Source organism: Streptobacillus canis, from assembly GCF_009733925.1.
Classification (GTDB): Bacteria; Fusobacteriota; Fusobacteriia; order Fusobacteriales; family Leptotrichiaceae; genus Streptobacillus; species Streptobacillus canis.
In genome coordinates this window covers 38,575-59,852 of the sequence record NZ_WOEI01000005.1, presented here as the reverse complement: position 1 = coordinate 59,852, position 21,278 = coordinate 38,575, and the positions used below count along the sequence as shown (strand labels likewise).

Here is a 21,278-nt window from a genome sequence, read left to right as displayed (position 1 = left end):
TATATAAACTTAAAGAAGTTATTGCGTAATCCCAAATTTAACTTTTTTGATATGAAGGTATAACCCTCAATTTAGTGTTGTATAAAAATATGAATTTTAATAAGAAAATGTATTATTTCAAAAAAAATTGGAGAATTCTAAAAAATTCTAGAATTCTCCATTATTTTTTGAGCTATTTCGGAACAGCCCCTTTATATATTAGTTTAAATTAATTACCATACGTAGTTAACTTTAACTCCACCTTTTCCAGTAATTTTTCTTAAAGCGAATTTTTCTTGAGGAGTTGCTCCTTTATTAGCGAAGTCAAATCCTGCACCTACCCAAGGGTTAACAGTTAATTTACCATCAACATAAGTAAATTTAGCTGATAATTTAGGATTAACTGATAAGTCATGTTTAACAGTTGTTAAATCAATTGCTCCTGCAGTCATGTCTTTAATTGTATCTTTAGCTTTTTTAATTGAATCTTGTTTTGAAGCATTATATTTATCTGCTGCATATGCGTTAACATCTGCTTTATAGTTTGATGCATCTTTAATGTAATCTACATATACTCCATAAATATCTCCATTGAATTCATTTAAAGTATAAGTATTTTCAACACCAAATGTTACATCAACATTTTCATTAGCTTTGAATGTAGTGCTTCCATTGAAGTCTACTCCTAAACCTTGTTTAACTACAGCATCTTTTACTAATTCTGTTTCTAAAGCGTATTTAGCATCAACATCTACTACATTAGTAAATTTACCAGTAACGTTAGTATATTTAGCACCTAAGTTAGCTAAAAATACATCAGCAACATTACCATTTAATTCATGTTTAGAGTTCTTTGTAATAGTTTTTAATTTAGTATAGTTATATAAGTTAACTTTTCCTTCTAATTTGTTGTTATCATTGAATGCATATGCAACTTTGTTTTCTGTCCATACAAATCCTTGGTGTGTGAAATTATTTGCTGCATCAGCTGATTTAGCATCAAATAAGTATCTCCCATTTAATGTAGATTCAACTTTAGCTCCTACAAATTCTTTATTAACTGAAACTCCAGCTCCAGCTAAAACACTGTGTGCATGTTTAGGATCTTGAGCTGTTGAACTTAAATTAGTATTTAATTTATATTCAGCTAATCCATCTACCATTACACCTTTAGCAACTGCATATGCAACTTTGTTAGTTGTTATAAAGTCGTTTGTAAATGCTTTTTCGGCAGCAGGAGTAAATTCGTGTTTGTAAGTTACTTTATTTGAGTTATCTGAACTTAATGTTAATCCAGCAACTGGTTTGTAAGTTACACCTAATTTAGCTTCTGGTTCATGTTTTAATGTAGTTAAAGCTGATGTAGTCTTAATTTCTAATTTATAGTTAACATCTCCTCTTAATTCTACATTTTTGATTCCTGTATACTTACCACTGTTTAATGATTCAACAGTTGCATCATGTCCACCATTACCATTTTTTAAGATATTTTTTAATTCAAATTTACCTTCATTTGATAATGTAACAACATCACTTGCCTCAGTTTCTACTTTAACTCCACCGTTTAAAGCTCCTGCCATTGCATAGTTTTCACTGTTTAATACATGTCTTATTACAGCATTAGAGACTTTAACGTTTTCTCTGATTTTTCCGTTAGTTTTAACATAAGTTTCTAATTCATGTGTTCCATCTTTAAAATCAGCTGAGTTATATAATCCAGCTACTGTTAATTCAAAGTTGTTATAGATTTTACCATTTAATACAGCTGATAATAAGAATGTATCAGTTTGTCTTAATTTGTATCCTTGATCAGTTCCATCTAATTTTTTACCTTTAGCTGTTAAGTGTTTTTCAATAGCATATTTAACACCATTTACTTTGTGCACTTTTTCAGTTTCATCGTTTAATTTATTTTTTGTTTCCCATGCGATTCCTTCTCCACCTCTTCTATGAGCTGCAGTTAACTGAATGTTGAATGTATCAATTATTTCAGAATCCCATCTTAATCCAAAGTGGTAAGGTGTTTTTTCATTAAATGTTAAATCAGCATTACCTACTTTTTTACCACTTAAGTCAGTACCTATAAATGCAAATACTTCTTTATTTTCGTGCATGAACACACCTAAATCAGCTTTAGTTCCAATTTCATAAGTTACATCTTTTTGATCACCTAAGTCTTTAACTTTTACTTCACCACTTACATCTTCATAAGATACTGGTTTTTCAACAGATGCTTTACCATCTAATTCTAAGTATCCATGTAAATGTTCATATTTAGCACCAAAAGATGCAGCAGAAGTTAATGCAATAACTCCTAATAAGATTTTTTTCATTTCTTATCCTCCTATTTTTAATTATATATTTTCAAAAATATTATACCTTACTTCTTTTTTTTTGTCAATATTTATATTAAAAAAAAATCCCTTTATAAAAGGGAGTTTTAAACAAATGTTTACTAATATTTAAATATTTTTTTATCACTAATTTTTCTAACTTTTTAAAAATAACGCTATTTTAATATTTGTTTTTCTATATAGTAATTAATCTCTATCTTTAATTTCAATAATCATAAATTTATCTATAGAAAAAGAGTTACCCTGCCGGGCAACTCTTAAAGGGGGGGTTAATTGAGGTTGACTAACGCTATGTTAGTCAAAAATATTATACTCTAATTTTCATTTAAATGCAAGACTTTTTTTTACAATTTTATTTTAATTAAATAAAATTCGTTTTTATTAAATATTATTTACAATTTTTTTCTACAATTTCTCTTATTAAATCTATGTTTTTCTTATTTCCAGCTATAACTTTAACAGATTTCTTATCTCCCCAATTTCCATTTAGAATTTCTAAAACTCCTCCAGCTTCTTCCACTATTAGTTTCGCTGCTGCAAAATCCCAAAATGCTAATTCACCTTCATAAAAACCTTCTACCCTTCCTGCAGCTAAATAACATAAATCATTAACTGCTGAACCACTTCTTCTTACATCTTTCCCTTTTAAATAAAGTTCTTTCATAACAGCAAATGTTTCATCAGCCAATTCCTTTTTATATGGACTTGTTCCACACATAATTAAACTATTTTGTAAATCCGTTTCCCTAACCTCTATCTTTTCTCCATTTAAAAAAGCTCCATTTTCTTTTATTGCATAAAATATCTCTTCTAAATACGGATTATAACAAATACCTAAAATTACTACTTTATCTTTTAATAAAGCAACTGAAATTGCAGAATGTTTAAAATCATATATAAAATTTGTTGTTCCATCAATAGGATCTATTACCCATGTATATTCATCTGTTAATATTTCATTATCTTTTTCCTCTGCAAAAAAAATTGCATTTTCAATTAAAGGTTTTAAGCCTTTAATCAATAATTCTTGACTTTTAATATCAACATCAGTAACTACATTAACTAAATCTCCTTTTGAATATACATTAGTAATTTTACATTCTTCTATAAATTGACCTGCTTGTATAATAACTTCAACAACTTTAGTTATTAATTCATTAGTTAACATACATACCTCATCTTTCAAATATTAATATATTATCTTTTTCTTCTGTTAATTTATATCCATCAAACTCCAATTTTTTTATATCTTCAATTTTCATAACATTTTTTTCTATCATTGTAGTCAAAAATTTACCTCTTGCTTTTTTTGATATTGTTGAATGTATCTTTCCATCATCTTTAAAAATAATTTTTATCATTTTTTCTCTTAACTCTTTACTAAATACTTCTTCAAATTCACTTGATAATAAAGAAATTACAATTTTTTCATTTTCAATACTTTTATCAAAATTTTCTTGCCAATATTTTTTTAAGCTAATCCCATCAACATCCAAATTGTTTAAGAAATCCAATCTATGTAATGAAATATTTTCTTTACAATTTATCACTCCATAAAAAGAAGAAGTAATGTAAATGTTATCTAAATATTTCCATTCTAAATCATTTAAATTTTCTCTTTTTATATTTCTATACATTAAACCATCAAATAAATCAATAGCACTATATTCTTTAGCAATATTATTTCTAATTTCCTCAAATCTTTTTTTCTCTATTTTTGCTTGTTCACCTTTAATTTTAAAAAATTTAGAAAGATCATCTACTTTAAGTATAGACTCTAAAACTTTAAATGTTTTATTATTTATACCTTTTCTTTCTTTTTCATTTCTTTCTTTCATCTGCTTAGCAGTAGGTATTAATATTTTCATTTTATTTTTCCTTTTTACATAAATACACTCTATAACCGGAATGTATTCCTAAAGTTTTACAATTTCCAAAAACTTCTAGTAATTTTTTCTCTGTACTTTTAGCTCCATGTTTTGTTTGAATTACACAATAAAAATCTCCATCAGAGTTTAAATGTTTATATGCATTTTCATAAATATCAAAAATGATTGCCTTACCTGCTCTAATTGGAGGATTAGATATAATAATATCAAAACTTTTATCTATATTTTCAAAAGAATTAGATTTAAATATTTCATAATTTTTAACTTCATTATTTTTACAATTTACTTCTGCTAATTCTAAAGCCCTATCATTAACATCAGTTAATGTATATTCGCTATCTCTATATATTTTAGATAAAAGTACTGTTACTGTTCCATATCCACAACCTATATCTAATAATTTAAATTTTTGTTTTTTATTGTTTTTTATAAAATCTTCTAACATTACTTCAGTTCCATAGTCTAATTTATTTTTAGAAAATACCCCAATATCCGTTGTAAATAAATATTTATTATTAGAAAAAGTAATTTCCATATCTTTTCTATTAGTTTTTAAATCTGTATTATTTGTATAATAATGACTCATAATTCTCCTTAAATTAAAACTTCATATAGATATCTCTCTTCTCCATCTTTATACTCATCTTTTAGTAATTCTTTTACGTAGAAATTGTAATCTAAATATAGTTTATTTGCTTTAACATTTTGAGTACCTGTTGTTAATTGGACTTTTTTTATTCCTTCTTTTTTTAAATCATCTAATACTAATCCTAATATTCTATGGGCCATACCTTGATTTTGATATTTAGTATTAGTAAATAATCCATAAATATATGCCATTTCTCTATCAAATGAAGACATTACCTCAATAATTGAAACTATTTCTTTCCCATTTAATAAAGCATATACTCTCCCATACTTTGCCATAGGTTTAATATTATAGTTACCTATTGAGGCTCCTTCAAAAATAATATCTTCTAGCTCTACAATAGAATAAAGGATGTGCTCATCCTTTATTGGGTCTAATAATTTAAATTCTATCATTTTCTTTTACCATTTCTATAAAATATTCATGTATTCTAGTATCTTCTGTTAATTCAGGATGAAAAGCTGTAACTAGCATATTTCCTTGTCTTGCTGCAACAATTTTTTCATCTACAATTGATAATATCTCAACATTTCCACCAACATTTGTTGCATGTGGTGCTCTAATAAATACCATTGGATATTCAACTATACTCCCAAAATTTTCAAAAGCTTTAAATGAACCTAATTGTCTTCCATATGCATTCCTTTTTACAGTAATATCCATTAAAGCGAAATGTCTTCTATCATCATTATCTATTTCTTTTGCAAGTAATATCATTCCTGCACATGTTCCAAATACTGGCATACCTTTTTCTATTTTATTTTTTAATTCATCATATAAGTCAAGTTCTCTTAATAATTTCCCCATAACAGGACTTTCTCCACCTGGTAAAATTAGTCCATCAAACTCTTTTAAAACATCTTTTTTTTGTCTTATTTCAAAACTTTCGATACCTAATTTATCTAGCATTTTTTTATGCTCTGCAAAAGCACCTTGTAATGCTAAAATTCCTATTAACATTCCTATTTTCCTCTTTCTGCCATTAATATTTTAATTTCAGATTCATTTATACCTACCATAGCTTCTCCTAAATTGCTAGATACTTCTGCTAAAACTTTAGGATCATTATAATTTGTAACTGCTTTAACTATAGCTCTTGCTCTTGCTTCTGGATCTCCAGATTTAAATATACCTGAACCAACAAACACTCCTTCAGCTCCAAGTTGCATCATTAATGCTGCATCTGCTGGAGTTGCTACACCACCTGCTGCAAAGTTTACTACTGGTAATTTTTTATTTTCATGTACATATTTTAATAAATCATATGGAACTTGTAATTCTTTTGCTGCATTAAATAATTCTTTTTCATCAAGTGATGCAATTCTTTTTATTTCATTTTGCATAGATCTCATATGTCTAACAGCTTGAACTATATCTCCAGTACCTGGTTCTCCTTTTGTTCTTATCATAGAAGCTCCTTCATTTATTCTTCTTAAAGCTTCTCCTAAATCTTTTGCCCCACAAACAAATGGAACATTAAAGTCTCTTTTATTAATATGTAATACATCATCAGCTGGTGTTAATACTTCTGATTCATCTATATAATCAATTTCTATAGCCTCTAAAATTTGTGCTTCTACAAAATGTCCTATTCTTGCTTTTGCCATTACTGGTATACTTACCACTTCTTGAATACTTTTTATCATAGCTGGATCACTCATTCTTGCTACTCCACCAACTGCTCTGATATCTGCTGGTATTCTCTCAAGAGCCATTACAGCACATGCTCCAGCTCTTTCTGCTATTATTGCTTGTTCTGGTGTAGAAACATCCATAATTACTCCACCTTTAAGCATTTGTGCTAAATTCTTATTTAATTCATATCTGTTATTTTCCATCTCTCATTCTCCCTTAAATATATTTTTGTCTTAATTATATCATAAAACAATGTATTTTAACAACTTTAAATTGCTTTTAACTTATATATATGATATGATAAACAAAAGAAAAAGGAGGAATTATGTTTATATTTAGATTTATAAAAAATCTTTTTATATATACTATTAAAAAGATTTATTCATTTTTTGTGTATCTTTTCTTATTCTTTATATTAATTACAGGAATAATTGGTGCACTACTAGCTAAGGAGGAAATTACAAGAGATCATACAAATGTTTTAATTTCAGATGTATTCTTACCAGGTGATGATAAATTTACAAACAGCATCGAATATATTGATGGTAAAGGTATTTCTTTCTCTGATATATATACTTCATTAAACATCATTTCAAGTGATGATGATGTTCAAAATGTTTTCATTAATTTAGATACTACTGCTTTCTCACCTTCTCAACTTGAAGAATTAGAGCCTGTACTAAATAAAATAAAAGAAGCAAATAAAAAAATATATGCATATGGTACAGAAATTAATAATAGAAACTATGGAATTGCTACATTTGCAAATGAAATAATTGTACCAGATACACAAAATGCTGATATTCTTTTAACAGGATATTACAATACTGATATGTATTATAAAGATATTTTTGATAAATACGGATTTAAAATAGAAGTTATTCATGTTGGTACACACAAAAGTTTTGGACAAAACTATACTAGAAACAGTATTAGTCAAGAAGAAAAAGATACTTTAACAAGAATACTTGATAAAAGATTAGATATGTTTATTGAAAAAAATGCTAATGCTAGAAAGATTAAACCAGAAATATTTAAAGAAAAGCTTTTAAACGGAGAATATGTGTATATAAGTCCTGAAAAAGCTAGAGATTTATCATTAATTGACCATATGATGTTTTATGATAATCTAGCTGATAAAATTCAGTTAAATGATGATAATACTATTGCAATTCAAGATTATGCAATTAAAAAAATTAAAGAAATAGACACTAGCGATAATAAAATTGCAGTAATATACTTAGATGGTGAGATCTCAGAATTTAATTCAAATCCTTCTTTGCCATTTATTTCTTATGATAATTTCAGTCAAAAAATGGATAAAGCTGAAGAAATTAAAGGATTAAAAGGTATAGTAATAAGAGTTAATTCTCCTGGAGGATCTGCAATTGAGGCAAAACAAATATATAATAGAATAAGAGAATCAGAAGTTCCTGTATATATTTCTATAGGAGATATCGCAGCAAGTGGTGGATATTATATAGCTAGTGCTGGAGATAAAAGATATATTAATCCTTCTTCATTAACTGGATCAATTGGAGTTGTTTCAATGTTCCCTAAATATGGCCAAGTGCTTAATAAATTTGGGATAAACATAGATGGTGTAAGTAAAGGAAAATATGTAGGATTACTAAATCCAGAAAAAAATCTAACGGAAGAAGAAAGACAAGTTTATCAAAACAAACTTGAAGATGTATATAATGAATTCAAAGGAGATATATTAAGCAACAACAAAAAACTAACTCCTGTAAGTTTAGAAGAAATTGCTCAAGGTAAAGTTTGGTTAGGAACTGAAGCAATTGATTTAAAACTTGTTGATGAATTTGGTAGTTTAAATGATACAATTAATGCATTACAAAAAGATTTAAAACTTAATGAAAATTACAATGTTATTAACATCTACTCTGAAAAAAATTATGAAGATATGTTCTCAACGTTTAATAACCTATTAATAAGATTTAAATTAAAAAATAAAAAAGTTATCTTACTAGATGAATTAGAAGAAAAAATTAAATTTATAATCAATCAAGAAGGTAAAGCAATGTACTATTCTGATGTATTACCACTTGAATTCTAAAAATACTGTAACTTTATAGTTACAGTATTTTAATTTATATGATATAATTTACGTATAATTTTTAAAGGGAGTTGAATAAATTGAGCATTTTAGATAATTTAAATCCACAGCAAAAACAAGCAGCAGAGTTAATTGAAGGACAAACTTTAATATTAGCAGGAGCTGGAAGCGGTAAAACAAGAACATTAACATTTAAAATAGCACACATGATAAAGGAAAAAAATATAAATCCAAAAAATATATTAGCTTTAACATTCACAAATAAAGCTGCAAAAGAAATGAAAGAAAGAGTAGAAACTTTAGTCAATTCACACAACGAAGTACTAATATCTACATTCCACTCTTTTGCAGTTAGACTACTTAGAACATATTCTGAAAGAATCGGATATACAACTAATTTTAATATTTATGATAGTAATGACCAGAAGTCAATAATAAAAAAAATATTAAAAAGCCAAGGATATGAAAAGAAATACAAGGATTCACAAATTATTTCAAAAATTAGTAGATTAAAAGAATTAGGCCTAAATTATACTAATCTTGGACAAGAACTAGATATGAATTTACCATTCAACAGAGAATTTAAAGAAATATTCAAAGAATACCAAGAAAAACTTGAAAGAAGTAATGCAATGGACTTTTCAGATTTATTAGTTAATGCAAAAGCATTACTTGATGATGACTATGTATTAGATAAAATACAAAATAGATACATTTATATTCTTATAGATGAATATCAAGATACTAATGAAATTCAGTATCAAATTGTTAAAAAAATTGCAAAAAAATATAAGAATATATGTGTAGTTGGTGATGAAGATCAAAGTATTTATGCATTTAGAGGAGCTAATATACAAAATATCTTAAATTTTGAAAAAGACTATCCTAATGCTACAACAATAAAACTTGAACAAAACTACAGATCTACACAAACAATACTTAATGCAGCAAATTCTGTAATAAAAAACAATAAATCTTCTAAAGGTAAAAGACTATGGTCAGATAAAGATAAAGGAGAAAAAGTTGGAATATTTACAGCAATAAATGTAGCAGATGAAGCAAACTTTGTAACAAATAAGATAACAGAACTAAAAATAAAAAAAGAAAAGAATTTTAGAGACTTTACTATACTTTATAGAACAAATGCTCAATCAAGAGCACTTGAAGAAAGTTTAATGCAAAATAAAATACCATATAAAATATTTGGTGGTTTAAGATTCTTTGATAGAAAAGAAATCAAAGATTTAATTTCATATTTACTATTAATCAATAACACAAAAGATGATTTAAGTTTTGAAAGAATAATTAATTTTCCAAAAAGATCTATAGGTCCTAAAACATTAGAAGTTTTAGCACATATTGCAAACAAAAATCAGATTTCACTTTTTGACTCAATTTTACAAATTGAAAACGAAATATCTAACAATGCCAAGAAAAAACTTTTATCTTTCAAAGAATTAATCGATAAATATATAATTGAAAAAGAAGAATTAACAACTTCAGAAATTTTAAGAAATATAATGGATGATATCGACTATAACAATGCTTTAGAAACATATGAAAATAAAGAAGATAGGTCTGAAAATATACAAGAATTGATTAACTCTATTATATCTTTAGAAGAAGAAACAGGATTTTTATCTCTTCCAGAATATTTAGAGAATGTTGCTTTAAATTCTCCATCTGATAATTTAATCGAAGAAGAAAATTTTGTTAAATTAATGACTATACATGCTTCTAAAGGTTTAGAATTCGACACTGTTTTCTTAGTAGGAGTTGAAGAAGGCCTGTTTCCTTCTGAAGACAATACATATAATGATACAGAACTTGAAGAAGAAAGAAGAATATTTTATGTTGCCGTAACACGTGCAGAACATGACTTATTTATCTCTCATTCATTAGAAAGAAAAACTTGGGGCGCTATGACAAATTACTTTGTTAAACCTTCTAGATTCATTGAAGAAATAGATAAAGATTTAAAAACTGAAATATTTAACCCAAACAATAGACAGCCAAAAATAAATAATGATGAAGTTATCAAAATTGTAAATCCAAATAAAAAAAGTATTGAAAACTTTAATCCATTTAAGTTTATCAATAATCCAAAAATAAATATACCTACTAAAATTGATACAATATTTAAACTTAAAGACATCGTTAAACACAGTGAATATGGTAAAGGAGTCATTAAAGAAATAACTTCAAAATCAATATCTGTTGAATTCTCAGTAGGTGTAAAAAAAATAGCAATTAAATTTGCAGAAAAATTTTTAGAAAGGATTGATTATTAATGAAAAAAATATTACTTATATTATTTCTCTTTATTTCATTAAATTTATTCTCAAATCAAACAAAAACCCATTATTGGTATAGTTTTAAACATTTAAATAAAAATATAGAAAATCTTGAACCATTTGACATAGTTATATTAAGTAAAGGAAAAAAATTCGTACAACAATTTGGACATTTATTTATGGTTAATAAAGAAAAAAAATTAATTGAAATAAAAGGTTTTGAAGATTTTTATTCTGATAATCCTATATATTCATTTGCACATATTACTAATAGAAAAGTTTCAGTACTTAGGTACACTAAAATGACAAAAGAATTAATAGATGAATTAGATAAATTACTACCAAAATATTACAATAAAAAATATTCAGTTATTGTGGGTAATGATCCAGATAATTTATATACTTATTGCTCAAATTTTGCATACAATATATTTGCTGAAGCAAGTAAAAATATAGGTTTAGAAAAAATTGAATTAGTTAAAAATAAATTTCCTATACTTCCATATGATTTCTTTCAAAGTGATAATTTAGTAAATATATACTTAGGAGAAGAGATATGAAAAAAATATTAATTATTTTTTCATTCTTTATTAGTTTTTTTTCTTGTGATAAAACTAATGAAAATGAAATAAAAGAAACAAATAAGATAATGTACTCAAATTTAGCAGGAGAAAAATCTCAAAAAATTGTTAAAGATACTCTTATTAAAAATGGAATAAAACCAGAAAATGTTAATTCTTTTCTAGAGCAAGTAAAATTATTTAATGAAGCCGTTGATAACAAAGGACTTATTGATGAATTCAAAAGTATAGATAATTTAAATAAAATAGAATACGATTTAGTGTATATGATTAATAAGCTTGATGAAAAATATCCAAATTTTGCAGGATGTAATTGTAGAATAACTACATATACTCTAATGAATGATATTATAGAAATAAATAGAGATAACATTAAAGGTAAATCAGATTACCTATTTGCAGATTTTGAAACTATAGAAAATTTACCTTTAAAATTAGAATTTGATATTGAAAATTTTAAAAGTTTTTATTCTGATATTGAGACTGTACTTACTAAAGATTATAGTATACATCTAAACAAAATTTTAAGAGAATGGGAAAATAGAGAAATCAAATTTAAAAATAAGAATGTATCAATAATTTCTATTTTCTTTCATAATGAATTAGATGAACCAAATACTTTATTTATAGGTCATATTGGTATTTTAGCAAATTATTATAATAAATACATGTTTATAGAAAAATTATCACCTCAAGAACCATATCAAGCAATTATTTTTAATAATAAAGTTGAATTAAATGATTATTTAATGAATAAATATGATATATCATATAATCAACCTACAGCAAGTCCATTAATACTTGAAAATAATAATTTACTTGAAACGTATAAATTAAAAGAAAAAGAAGAAGGAAAATAAATTTCTTCTTCTTTTTATGTAAAATTCTTATCTTTTTATTGTATATAATGAATCTAATCCTTTATATAAAGCTTCTCCAGCTAAATCATCTTCAATTCTTAATAATTGATTATATTTAGCAATTCTATCAGTTCTTGAAGCTGATCCAGTTTTGATTTGTCCAGCGTTAGTTGCTACTGCAACGTCTGCTATTGTATCATCTTCAGTTTCTCCTGATCTGTGTGAAACTACTGCAGTATATCCTGCTTTTTTAGCCATTTCAATTGCATCTAAAGTTTCAGTTAATGTACCGATTTGGTTTAATTTAATTAAGATTGAGTTAGCAATTCCTTTTTTGATTCCTTCTTCTAATCTCTTAGTGTTAGTAACGAATAAATCGTCTCCAACTATTTGGATTTTGCTTCCTAATTTTTCAGTCATTAATTTGAATCCATCCCAATCATCTTCAGCTAATCCATCTTCAATTGAAACTATTGGATATTTAGCACATAACATTTCGTACCAAGCAACCATTTCTTCTGAAGTTCTTTCAACTCCACCTTCTCTTTTAAATACATATTTTCCAGTTTCAGCATTGTAGAATTCTGATGAAGCAGCATCTAAAGCGAAAGTAATATCTTTACCTAATTCATATCCTGCAGCTTTAACAGCTTCTGAAATGATATCTAAAGCTCCTTCAGTTCCATTAATTTTAGATGGTGCATATCCTCCTTCGTTTCCTACGTTAGTAGAATCTCCGTTAGCTTTTAATAATTTTCCTAAGTGGTGGAAAATTTCAGCACCCATTCTTAATGCTTCTTTGTAAGTTTTAGCTCCAACTGGTTGTACCATGAATTCTTGAACGTCAACAGCTGAGTCAGCGTGTGATCCACCGTTTAAGATGTTCATCATAGGAACAGGTAATTCTTTAGCATTAACTCCTCCTAAGTATCTATATAAAGGTAACCCTAATTGATTTGCTGCTGCTTTAGCTACTGCTAATGAAACTCCTAATATAGCGTTAGCTCCTAATTTACCTTTATTTGGTGTTCCATCTAAATCTATCATTAATTTATCGATAGCAACTTGGTCTAAAGCATCCATACCAATTATAGCTTCAGCTATTATATCGTTTACGTTTTCTACTGCTTTTAAAACACCTTTTCCTAAGTATCTTGATTTATCCTCATCTCTTAATTCTACAGCTTCGTGAATTCCTGTAGATGCTCCTGAAGGAACAGAAGCTCTTCCCATTGCTCCACCTTCTAAGTAAACTTCTACTTCAACTGTAGGATTCCCTCTTGAATCAAGGATTTCTCTTGCATAAACATTTTCAATTATTGTCATTTTAAAACCTCCGTTTTTTTGTTTTTTATATCGTTAATTATATCACAGAGAAAAAAAAAATACAAGTAAATATGCCCACAAATGTGGGCATATTTCCCTGTATCTATATAAATACAAACTTTTTATACTTTTCAATATATTTTAGTAACTCTCTATCTTCTTTAACAATTCTAGTTAATCTATCTCTTTTCTCATCCACACCTAAATCTTTAAGTGCAATTTCTAATTCACCAGAATATCTCTTATATAGTTTATTACTAACTAATACATCTCCAATTTTTATTTCTTCTCCATTAATTAAATCTTCTGTATTAATATTTTCAAAAATATATTTTTCAAATTCTGCCCTGTTATATACCATATTTCTTACTACATAACATGAAGAATCTCTTCTATCTTCAAAAATTCTATTAGTTAATACTTTATCTTCTACTCTTAATGGTATTATACCTCTAGTTAAATATTCTAATTCTTTCCAGTTATCTTCATCTAAATCTATGTCACCTACTAAAACTACATCTGTATAATTATCTAATAGCTCTAGTGTAGAAATTAATTTTCTGTTATCTCTATGATCTTCAACTGTTGGTAGACCCTCAAATACAGGACCTCTTTTTTCATCACCTGGAATAAAAGCCATATTTAATATTCCATATTTAGAATATTTCATATTTTGTTCTTTTAAAAATTCAATTGAAATCCCTGTAAATCTTTTTGGATAAAAGTTATGTAAGCTTAAAATATTACTAAAATCTACATTTTTTGATTTCATATATTCTAAGTCTTTTTCTTTTAGAACACTAGAATTTAGAACTACTTTATTTTTTTGGCTAAACTCTATAATTTCATCAAGTGAGTAACCATCATCTATTCTATAGTAAACACTAGAATGTGTTTCTAAAATATTTTTGCTATTTTCATTGATATCAACTATTAGTTTAACATCATTTTCTATACATAATTTAATAATTTCTTGAATTTGTTTTCCTTTGTCCACGTCTTCTTCTTGTACGTTTAAAGAGGTAAATACAAATTCTGCTCCATATTTTTTAGCTTTTAGAATAACAGATTTATTTTTTTCTATATCTGTACTAAGGTAAATTGAAAATCCTAATTTCATCTATTTATTTCCATTTCTCTCTTTATTTCTTTATATTGATTATTAAGTTTACCTTCTCTTTTTTCAAGTAATTTAATTAATTCTGCTACTTCCATGAAATCTGCATCAGTTGCATAATTAACATCTTTTTGCATTAAATCATATCTTCCCATAATTAAATCTTTTAACATTGAATTAAGTCTTATCTTATCTTCAGATGCATTTGTTTTAGATGTTACCATATCATATACTATCGCAGGTATTACACCATAATTTTTAGTATAATATCTATCTCCATAAAACTTATTAGGATTTACTGCTGGATCAATAACTCCTGAATTTTTAGCATTTGTTAATAATACAATTACTAAATTTTGTACAGGATCTATAACTGTTAGTGTTCCTGTCCATCCAGTATGACCTATAGTATCTTTAGAAGCAACTCCAGAAAATGCCCATCTATAAATATAATCTCCTTGTCTTCTCCATCCTAATCCATAACTTGAATTAATATCTTTAGGTTTAGCAAAATGATCTAAAGTAGTTCTATTAAAGAATTTATGTTCTCCATATCCACCTTGATTAATCATTATTTGAGCTAATTTAGCAATTTCATACGAATTTGAGAATAAACCAGCATGTCCTGATACCCCATCCATAGAATAGAATGCTTTTTCATCATGAACTTCTCCCTGTATAGTATAAGTTCTTGCATTTTTAAATGTCACAGAAAGATCTCTAGTATTACCATTTAATTCTGTAGCTGCTACATTATCTTTATTAAATCCATGTTTTAAAGGATTAAAATATGTATGTGTTAAATCTAATTTTGAATATATTTCTTCATCTAAATATTTATCTAAATCTTTACCTGAAACTTTTTCAACTAATAATCCTAATAACATATAATCTACATCAGAATATTTAGTACTAGTTTTTGGTTTATAGATTAAAGGGGTTTTCATAATTGCTTTTTCAACATTATCTTTACCTATTGCAAATAAATCATTTTTACCATTAACTATACCATCATCTTTATCATATACATCATTAAAATATTGTGGATCAGCTGGGAACCCTGCTTGATGTTTAAGTAAGTCACTTACTTGCACATCTTCTTTTCCTCCACCTGTAAATTCTGTATAGTATTTACTTACGTAATCTTCTACTTTCATTTTACCTTCTGAAACTAGTTTCATAATTGCATAGTTAGTTGCATACATCTTAGTATTACTAGCTAAGTCATATAAAGTATCATTAGTTACTTTAACTTTATTTTCTAAAACAGTTCCATCAGGATTAAAATTATTAACATATCCAAAACTATTTTGATAAACTAGATTACCATCTTTAATTACTGTTAATTGCGCTGAAGGAAAACCAGCTTTAATTTGTGAATTTAAAAATTCATCTAAGAATTTTGTTCTTTCATTTTTTTGTATATTCATCTTTATTTCTGGATAAGGTATTTTAACTGTAACCTCTCCATCTAATGAAGTAATTTGAAATACGTTGCTATCATTTCTAGTATATTTAGATATATCAACTTTTTCAGTTCCTTCACCTTTTATATTTTTTAAATCTAATTTTTTACCGTTAATAAAAATATCAGCATTTTTAAAATTTTTATATTCTAATACTAAATAACCTTGATTTTTGAATCCTTTAAATTCAAACATTTGATTAGTAAGTATAGAATCATCAAACCCTTTAGTTGTAGGAAACTCTTTAACTAACTGAAAACTATAAGAAAAAATTGTTGATATTAATGCTAATAAAACTAATAATATCTTTTTCATATTTTCACTTCCTATTATTTATTAAAGTTTTCAACAAAGAACATAGTTTGATATTTAATTGAGTTACCCCAATATGTCCAGTTATGCATTCCTGGTCTTTCAGCATAATCATGATTAATGTTTAATGCTAATAATTTGTTATGTACTGCTCTATTTACTTCAATAAAGAAGTCATCTACTCCACAATCAAAGATTATATTTGTTTTAGTGAATAATAATTTATGTACTAATGAATCTATATTATAGTTTTCCCAATTAGCATTAATGTATTTACTAATTCCCCAGTTACCTTTGTAAGCTTCAGGAATTAATCCTCCACTCATACTTCCTATATTTCCAAATACTTTTTGGTTATTTAATCCTATATAAAATGCTCCGTATCCACCCATACTTAATCCTGTAATTGCTCTATGTTTTGATTCTGGAATTGTTGAGTACATACTATCTATACCTTCAACTAAATCTTTAGCTATAAATGAAGCATATTTCGATTCTTTAACTACTTCAGAATCAACATACCAACTATCATAATTTCCATCTGGTGAAACAAATATAACACTATATTTATCTGCTAATTCACCAATAGGTGTTTTTTCTACAAAGTTTTTATTTGATCCAGACCATCCATGTAAAGTGTAAATAACTGAATATTTTTTATCTTTATTGTATGAATCTGGTAATACTACTGTTACTGGTACTTCTTTATTCATTTCTTTTGAAAATATTTTTATATCTTCTCTTTTAAAAGAGAATCCTAATGTAGAAATGAATACTAATAATAATAAAAGATATTTTTTCATAATATCACTCCTAATTTAAAAGTATGTAACTGATTTTATTATTCTCCGTAAATTTCTTCTATTCTTTCTTCGTCAACTCCAAAGAAGTAAGTTAAAACGAATCCTCCTATGTAAGCTCCTATCATTGCGATTAAGTATAAATGCCATGTACCTGGTTTAACTATTAATAATCCGAATAATCCAGAAACACCTTGAGTTATTGTACCAACTTTGAATAATGAAGCTAATAATCCTCCAAATCCAGCACCTAAACAAGCTGTAATGAATGGTCTTCCTAAAGGTAATGTAACTGCATACATTAATGGTTCTCCAATTCCTAATACTCCAACTGGTAAAGCGTCTCTTGTAAGAGTTTTAAGTTTTTTGTTTTTAGTTTTGAAGTAAATTGCAAGTCCTGCTCCAACTTGTCCTCCACCTGCCATCATTAAGATAGGCAATAAGTAGTTGATACCTTGAGTTGGTCCATCAGGGCTGTTTAATAATACGTGAATAGGTGTTAATGCTTGGTGTAATCCTACTGAAACTAATGGTAAGAATCCAGCTGATAAGATATATCCACCTGCAATACCAAATTTATTATAAACTACGTCAAGTACTGTGAAGATCGCTTTAGTAACGAAAGTTCCTACTGGTTGAATTACTAATATAGCTACGAAAACGCTTATTAATAAAGTAAATAGTGGTGTAAAGAATGTATCAAGCATTGTAGGCATAACTTTTCTAATACTTCTTTCTAATTTAGCAACTATAATACCCATAAATAATGAAGCAAGTAATCCACCTATACCTGGTGAGAATGGTTTGTCAACTATTGGTAAGTTTAATGGCACATCATTAACTTTTGCAAGTAATGGATGAGCTGCATTTCCTACGAATAAAGCACCAATAATTCCACCTAAAATAGCTGTTCCTCCAAATTCTTTAGCAGAATTCATACCAACATAAATTGCTAAGTAACTGAACATTCCAAATCCTATTGTTTTAATAGCAGCGAACCACCATTGTCCAGCAAATGCTCCTTTAGTTGTAACGTTAATAACGTTAGTTAATCCTAAAATTAACCCTGCAGCGATAATTCCTGGTAATAATGGAACGAAAATGTTAGCAATTTTTTGTAAAAATTGTTGTACTGGTCCATTGTGTTTAGCTTTGTTTACTTTTTTGTTTTCATTTGCAACTTCTTTAACATCAGCAAATCCTAAAGGTATACCAGTTAATTTTATAAATTCTTCACCAACTGTATTAACAACACCTGGTCCTAAAACTACTTGAACAGTATCGGCTTCTATAACACTTAAAACACCATCAATTTTTTTGATAGCATTAACATCAACTGCTTCTTTAACTCCTACTCTTAGTCTTGTCATGCAAACCGCATTGCTTAGAATGTTTTCTTTTCCACCTAAGGCTTCAAAGATTTCTCTTGAAACTTTTTTAGCATCCATAAACTTCACTCCAATCTTATTTTTCTTTTATTTTTTTTATTTTTGTCTCATTAATTTTTTTACTAACTTCATCAAAGTTCATATTTGAATATTTTAAATATATAACATCTATTAAATTTAACATAGAAATTCTTGAATAAATAGCTGCACTTCTTTTAAGTGATTCCCTAGATGTAACATATAGATTATGATTTGCTCTTGATGCAACTTCATTACTACCATACATAGTAATTGAAACTGTTTCTATCCCTCTATTTCTAAGTACTTCACTAATCTTGACAATATCTTCTGTCATCCCAGAATAAGAAATTACAATCGCTAAATTATCACTAGTGCTATTTATTGCTTGAATATATTGTAAATCAAATTGTCCAAAAGCATTACACACTTTACCAATTCTCATAAACTTGTATTGTGCATCTAAACATACAATATGAGAGGCACCTACTCCATAAAAATCTATTACTTTTTTCTTCTTTATTAATCCAACTACTTTATCAATAACTTCTGGATCTTGTAATAGTTTTGTTTCTTTTAATGAACTAATACTAAGTCTATTTAATTTTTCAATTATCATCTTAGTATCATTATTTCTCTCAATATCAACATGCTCAAATTCCATTTTTTGATTTTCAACATTTGCAAGTTCTTCAATTAAACCTATTTTAAATTCTTGAAAACCATGTAATCCAATTTTCTTACAAGTTCTAGTAACTGCTGAAATACTCGTAAATGTTTCTGTAGCAATTTTTACAGCATCTATATTTTTTATATTTTTATAATTTTTCATCAAGTACTTTGCAATATCTTGTTCACTTGATGTAAAATCTTTATTTTCTCTAAGCTTTATTAATAAACTCATGTATTAATCTTGCTACATCAAACTTGTAGAATTCAAGTTTTTCTTTAGCTTCCTCTTTCTCAATTTTTAATAAAATCATAGCTATTGCAACTTTAACACTCATATCTGCTTTTTCTAAATACATACCTGCATCTTCATAACTTACATTAGTTGTATTCATTAAAATTCTTTTAGCTCTTTCTATTAATTTTAAATTAGATGTTTTTACATCTACCATATATCCTGAGAAAACTTTTCCACGTTTAATCATTACACTAGTAGAAATCATATTTAATACCATTTTTTGTGCTGTTCCTGATTTCATTCTTGTAGATCCTGTAACTATTTCTGCACCTACAACTACTTCTATTGGTATATCTACACTTTGAGAAAGTTCAGAATTTTCTGAACAAGTAACACTTCCTGTAAGTGCTCCAATTTTCCTTGCATATTTTACTGCTCCTAATACATATGGTGTTCTTCCTGAAGCTGTTAATCCAATTACAACATCATCTTTAGTTAATTTTAACTCTTCAAGATCTATTCTTCCTTGTTCTGGACTATCCTCAACATTTTCTTTTGCTTTAAACATAGCATCTTTTCCACCTGCTATTAATCCTTGAACTACTTCAAAGTCAACACCATAAGTTGGAGGACACTCAGAAGCATCTAATACCCCTAATCTTCCTGAAGTTCCTGCTCCAACATAAATTATTCTTGTACTTGGAACCGTCCTTTCAACTATTGCATCAACTAACTTAGCTATAGAAGGAAGTGCTTTTTCAACACAATATGCAACTTTTTTATCTTCTTCATTTATCCTTCTTACTATTTCTAGACTATCTTGTAATTCAATATTTTTACTATTTTCATTATTTTTTTCTGTTGATAATTTCGATAAGTCTACCACCATACTCACCACCTTTACCTATTAATTTATAATATAGTATACCCCAATTTTTATAAAAATCAATTTTTATTGAAAATAATTTTCAAAGTTTGAAAAAAATGAAGTAGGAAAAATATATTTCCTACTTCATTTCTATTACTCTATCCGCTATAATACTATCATTTAAATCATGACTAACTATTATAGTTGTTATTCCTACTTTTTTCAAAATTTCTCTTAATTCTAATCTTAATTTTTCTCTTAACTCAATATTTAATGATGAAAAAGGTTCATCTAAAAGTAAAAGTTTAGGCATTACAGCAAGAGATCTTGCAAGTGCTATTCTCTGTTTTTCTCCACCAGATAATTCATGTGGATATCTTTTTTCATACCCATTAAGTTCTATCAATTCAAGAAGACTACGTACTTTTTCTTTTTTTTCATCATATTTTAAATTTGATATTCCAAAAGCTATATTATCAAATACATTTAAATGTGGGAAAAGTGCAAACTCCTGAAATAAATATCCAACATTTCTTTTTTCTATTTTTTCAAATGTAATTTCTTTACCATCTAAAAATATATTACCTTTTCTTAATGTTTCTAGACCAGAAATCAATCTTAAAAGAGTAGATTTACCTATACCTGATTTTCCCTTGATTATTAATATTTCACCTTTATCTATAGAGAATGAATAATTATCTAATACTATATTTTTATCATACGAAAAACTAACATTATTAAATTCTAAAAATTTCAAA

At 26.8% G+C, this 21,278-nt stretch carries 19 protein-coding genes; 4 read left to right on the top strand and 15 right to left on the bottom strand.

Going from position 1 to position 21,278, the window contains the following annotated elements; translation table 11 throughout:
* Nucleotides 1–212 precede the first annotated feature (212 nt).
* The 7 genes from GM111_RS02655 to pdxS form a co-directional block, all read right to left on the bottom strand.
* Complete coding sequence (locus tag GM111_RS02655; protein ID WP_156299341.1) at nt 213–2,312, bottom strand: hypothetical protein; 2,100 nt, start codon at nt 2,310–2,312, stop codon at nt 213–215.
* Between the two features lie 409 nt (nt 2,313–2,721).
* Nucleotides 2,722–3,501 carry an inositol monophosphatase family protein gene (locus GM111_RS02650; RefSeq protein WP_156299340.1) on the bottom strand — a complete coding sequence of 260 codons (780 nt, stop codon included), beginning with the start codon at nt 3,499–3,501 and terminating at the stop codon, nt 2,722–2,724.
* 7 nt (nt 3,502–3,508) lie between these two features.
* Complete coding sequence (gene yaaA, locus GM111_RS02645; RefSeq protein WP_156299339.1) at nt 3,509–4,201, bottom strand: peroxide stress protein YaaA; 693 nt, start codon at nt 4,199–4,201, stop codon at nt 3,509–3,511.
* 1 nt (nt 4,202) lies between these two features.
* Nucleotides 4,203–4,808 (bottom strand): class I SAM-dependent methyltransferase, encoded by a 606-nt coding sequence (locus GM111_RS02640; protein WP_156299338.1) that lies wholly within the window; start codon nt 4,806–4,808, stop codon nt 4,203–4,205.
* 8 nt (nt 4,809–4,816) lie between these two features.
* Complete coding sequence (locus tag GM111_RS02635) at nt 4,817–5,266, bottom strand: GNAT family N-acetyltransferase (RefSeq protein ID WP_156299337.1); 450 nt, start codon at nt 5,264–5,266, stop codon at nt 4,817–4,819.
* Complete coding sequence (gene pdxT / locus GM111_RS02630) at nt 5,253–5,831, bottom strand: pyridoxal 5'-phosphate synthase glutaminase subunit PdxT (RefSeq protein WP_156299336.1); 579 nt, start codon at nt 5,829–5,831, stop codon at nt 5,253–5,255. The genes GM111_RS02635 and pdxT overlap by 14 nt, the downstream gene beginning before the upstream one ends.
* Before the next feature lie 2 nt (nt 5,832–5,833).
* A complete protein-coding gene (gene pdxS / locus GM111_RS02625) occupies nt 5,834–6,709 on the bottom strand; it encodes a pyridoxal 5'-phosphate synthase lyase subunit PdxS (protein WP_156299335.1) in 876 nt (291 codons plus the stop codon).
* A 122-nt stretch (nt 6,710–6,831) separates the two neighbouring features.
* Between pdxS and sppA the strand changes: the two genes are divergently transcribed.
* The 4 genes from sppA to GM111_RS02605 all read left to right on the top strand — a co-directional run bounded on the left by sppA (nt 6,832) and on the right by GM111_RS02605 (nt 12,318).
* Nucleotides 6,832–8,583, top strand: a complete 1,752-nt coding sequence (gene sppA / locus GM111_RS02620) for a signal peptide peptidase SppA (RefSeq protein ID WP_156299334.1) — start codon at nt 6,832–6,834, stop codon at nt 8,581–8,583.
* An 80-nt stretch (nt 8,584–8,663) separates the two neighbouring features.
* Nucleotides 8,664–10,874: an ATP-dependent helicase gene (locus GM111_RS02615; protein ID WP_156299333.1), complete on the top strand. Its 2,211-nt coding sequence runs from the start codon at nt 8,664–8,666 to the stop codon at nt 10,872–10,874.
* Nucleotides 10,874–11,437 carry a hypothetical protein gene (locus GM111_RS02610; RefSeq protein WP_156299332.1) on the top strand — a complete coding sequence of 188 codons (564 nt, stop codon included), beginning with the start codon at nt 10,874–10,876 and terminating at the stop codon, nt 11,435–11,437. Before GM111_RS02615 ends, GM111_RS02610 begins: the two co-directional genes overlap by 1 nt.
* Nucleotides 11,434–12,318 carry a DUF4300 family protein gene (locus GM111_RS02605; protein WP_156299331.1) on the top strand — a complete coding sequence of 295 codons (885 nt, stop codon included), beginning with the start codon at nt 11,434–11,436 and terminating at the stop codon, nt 12,316–12,318. Before GM111_RS02610 ends, GM111_RS02605 begins: the two co-directional genes overlap by 4 nt.
* Before the next feature lie 27 nt (nt 12,319–12,345).
* On the opposite strand, the gene eno is transcribed toward GM111_RS02605, so the two are convergent.
* The 8 genes from eno to GM111_RS02565 form a co-directional block, all read right to left on the bottom strand.
* Nucleotides 12,346–13,644, bottom strand: coding sequence for a phosphopyruvate hydratase (gene eno / locus GM111_RS02600; protein WP_156299330.1), 1,299 nt, complete (start codon nt 13,642–13,644; stop codon nt 12,346–12,348).
* A gap of 103 nt (nt 13,645–13,747) precedes the next feature.
* Complete coding sequence (locus GM111_RS02595; protein WP_156299329.1) at nt 13,748–14,764, bottom strand: MupG family TIM beta-alpha barrel fold protein; 1,017 nt, start codon at nt 14,762–14,764, stop codon at nt 13,748–13,750.
* The gene (pbp4b, locus tag GM111_RS02590; RefSeq protein WP_156299328.1) at nt 14,761–16,542 is read right to left on the bottom strand and encodes a penicillin binding protein PBP4B; all 1,782 of its coding nucleotides are present in this window, start codon (nt 16,540–16,542) and stop codon (nt 14,761–14,763) included. Before pbp4b ends, GM111_RS02595 begins: the two co-directional genes overlap by 4 nt.
* Before the next feature lie 14 nt (nt 16,543–16,556).
* Nucleotides 16,557–17,342 (bottom strand): alpha/beta hydrolase, encoded by a 786-nt coding sequence (locus GM111_RS02585; RefSeq protein ID WP_156299327.1) that lies wholly within the window; start codon nt 17,340–17,342, stop codon nt 16,557–16,559.
* Between the two features lie 38 nt (nt 17,343–17,380).
* Entirely contained in the window at nt 17,381–18,787 is a 1,407-nt protein-coding gene (locus GM111_RS02580) for a PTS transporter subunit EIIC (RefSeq protein ID WP_156299326.1), read from the bottom strand.
* A gap of 16 nt (nt 18,788–18,803) precedes the next feature.
* Nucleotides 18,804–19,649, bottom strand: a complete 846-nt coding sequence (locus GM111_RS02575) for a MurR/RpiR family transcriptional regulator (protein WP_156299325.1) — start codon at nt 19,647–19,649, stop codon at nt 18,804–18,806.
* Nucleotides 19,627–20,541, bottom strand: coding sequence for an N-acetylmuramic acid 6-phosphate etherase (gene murQ, locus GM111_RS02570; RefSeq protein WP_156299324.1), 915 nt, complete (start codon nt 20,539–20,541; stop codon nt 19,627–19,629). The genes GM111_RS02575 and murQ overlap by 23 nt, the downstream gene beginning before the upstream one ends.
* 118 nt (nt 20,542–20,659) lie before the next feature.
* A complete protein-coding gene (locus GM111_RS02565; protein WP_156299323.1) occupies nt 20,660–21,277 on the bottom strand; it encodes an ABC transporter ATP-binding protein in 618 nt (205 codons plus the stop codon).
* Between the last annotated feature and the right edge of the window lies 1 nt (nt 21,278).

What these genes read in the sequence shown, in the direction of transcription:
- GM111_RS02655 (WP_156299341.1), bottom strand. Translation starts at nt 2,312, where the DNA reads ATGAAAAAAATCTTATTAGGAGTTATTGCATTAACTTCTGCTGCATCT.
- GM111_RS02650 (WP_156299340.1), bottom strand. Translation starts at nt 3,501, where the DNA reads ATGTTAACTAATGAATTAATAACTAAAGTTGTTGAAGTTATTATACAA.
- yaaA (WP_156299339.1), bottom strand. Translation starts at nt 4,201, where the DNA reads ATGAAAATATTAATACCTACTGCTAAGCAGATGAAAGAAAGAAATGAA.
- GM111_RS02640 (WP_156299338.1), bottom strand. Translation starts at nt 4,808, where the DNA reads ATGAGTCATTATTATACAAATAATACAGATTTAAAAACTAATAGAAAA.
- GM111_RS02635 (WP_156299337.1), bottom strand. Translation starts at nt 5,266, where the DNA reads ATGATAGAATTTAAATTATTAGACCCAATAAAGGATGAGCACATCCTT.
- pdxT (WP_156299336.1), bottom strand. Translation starts at nt 5,831, where the DNA reads ATGTTAATAGGAATTTTAGCATTACAAGGTGCTTTTGCAGAGCATAAA.
- pdxS (WP_156299335.1), bottom strand. Translation starts at nt 6,709, where the DNA reads ATGGAAAATAACAGATATGAATTAAATAAGAATTTAGCACAAATGCTT.
- sppA (WP_156299334.1), top strand. Translation starts at nt 6,832, where the DNA reads ATGTTTATATTTAGATTTATAAAAAATCTTTTTATATATACTATTAAA.
- GM111_RS02610 (WP_156299332.1), top strand. Translation starts at nt 10,874, where the DNA reads ATGAAAAAAATATTACTTATATTATTTCTCTTTATTTCATTAAATTTA.
- GM111_RS02605 (WP_156299331.1), top strand. Translation starts at nt 11,434, where the DNA reads ATGAAAAAAATATTAATTATTTTTTCATTCTTTATTAGTTTTTTTTCT.
- eno (WP_156299330.1), bottom strand. Translation starts at nt 13,644, where the DNA reads ATGACAATAATTGAAAATGTTTATGCAAGAGAAATCCTTGATTCAAGA.
- GM111_RS02595 (WP_156299329.1), bottom strand. Translation starts at nt 14,764, where the DNA reads ATGAAATTAGGATTTTCAATTTACCTTAGTACAGATATAGAAAAAAAT.
- pbp4b (WP_156299328.1), bottom strand. Translation starts at nt 16,542, where the DNA reads ATGAAAAAGATATTATTAGTTTTATTAGCATTAATATCAACAATTTTT.
- GM111_RS02585 (WP_156299327.1), bottom strand. Translation starts at nt 17,342, where the DNA reads ATGAAAAAATATCTTTTATTATTATTAGTATTCATTTCTACATTAGGA.
- GM111_RS02580 (WP_156299326.1), bottom strand. Translation starts at nt 18,787, where the DNA reads ATGGATGCTAAAAAAGTTTCAAGAGAAATCTTTGAAGCCTTAGGTGGA.
- GM111_RS02575 (WP_156299325.1), bottom strand. Translation starts at nt 19,649, where the DNA reads ATGAGTTTATTAATAAAGCTTAGAGAAAATAAAGATTTTACATCAAGT.
- murQ (WP_156299324.1), bottom strand. Translation starts at nt 20,541, where the DNA reads ATGGTGGTAGACTTATCGAAATTATCAACAGAAAAAAATAATGAAAAT.